We start from the raw sequence: 1237 nt of genomic DNA, 5'->3' as shown, positions 1-1237 counted from the left end.
CTTGAAGTCAGGTGGTTGTTGCAACACCCCGTCTGAGTCAGGTGGTGTGTTGTGCAGACCGGACGTCCCCCTCTTGCCCGCTCCGTCCAGGTCCTGTTCTGGGACGGTGTCCGCGCCGGCCTGTCGGTGACCGCGGCCAGCCAGCGGGCCGGGATCAGCCACGAGACCGGGCGACGGTGGTTCGGACAGGCTGGCGGGGTGATCGGCAACGCACCCCGCCTCCTGTCCGGCCGCTACCTGAGCCTGGCCGAACGTGAGGAGATCTCCCGCGGTCTGGCCGCGGGAGATCGCCCCAGCGCGATCGCCCGCGCGCTGGGCCGCCCCACGAGCACGATCACCCGTGAGATCGGCCGCAACGGTGGCCCTCGCGCCTATCGGGCGGTGACCGCGCAGCGGGCCGCCCGGCACCGCGCCCGGCGCCCCAAGACCGCGAAGCTGGCCGCTGACCCGGCGCTGCGCGCGTGGGTGACCGACCGGTTGCTGGATCGCTGGTCTCCCCGGCAGATCACCGCCACGCTGGAGGCGAGTTTTCCCGACCGACCGGAGATGCGGGTGTCCCACGAGACGATCTACCAGTCCCTGTATGTGCAAGGCCGGGGCGCGTTGCGGCGAGAGTTGGCGGCGTGTCTGCGGACCGGGCGGGCTCAGCGCAAGCCCCACGCGCAGGCCCGGCCCGGGCACTCGCGGATCCCGGGCATCGTGGAGATCTCCCAGCGTCCGCCCGAGGCCGATGACCGGCGGGTGCCGGGTCACTGGGAAGGCGATCTGGTGCTGGGGCGGGCCAACAAGTCCGCGATCGGCACGCTGGTCGAGCGCACGACCCGGTTCTGCATGCTGCTGCACCTGCCCGACGGGCACGACGCCGGGCGGGTGCGGGAACGGATGATCGAGGCGATCGAATCGATGCCGGGGCAGTTGCGGCGGTCGTTGACCTGGGACCGGGGCACCGAGATGGCCCAGCATGCCCAGATCACGGTGGCCACCGACATGGCGATCTATTTCTGTGATCCGCACTCGCCGTGGCAGCGGGGCAGCAACGAGAACACGAACGGGTTGTTGCGTCAGTACTTCCCCAAGGGCACGGACCTGTCCGTGCATACAGCCGAGGACCTCGCGGCGGTGGCCGCGCAGCTCAACGGCCGTCCGCGTCAGACCCTGGGCTGGCTGACACCGGCCCAGAGCCTGACGCGGGTACTGTCCGGGCAGTCACCCGTTGCAACGACCACGTGAAACCGCC

1 protein-coding gene is annotated in these 1237 nt (G+C 70.7%); it reads left to right on the top strand.

Annotation, left to right across the window (positions count from 1 at the left end; genetic code table 11):
* Window positions 1–51 precede the first annotated feature (51 nt).
* On the top strand, window positions 52–1230 hold the full coding sequence (locus BCF44_RS54600; protein WP_116182488.1) for an IS30 family transposase: 1179 nt from the start codon (window positions 52–54) through the stop codon (window positions 1228–1230).
* Window positions 1231–1237 lie beyond the last annotated feature (7 nt).

This window comes from Kutzneria buriramensis (assembly GCF_003387475.1).
GTDB lineage: Bacteria > Actinomycetota > Actinomycetes > Mycobacteriales > Pseudonocardiaceae > Kutzneria > Kutzneria buriramensis.
The sequence above is the reverse complement of the archived record's forward strand: the minus strand, read 5'-3'. Positions and strand labels throughout refer to the sequence as shown.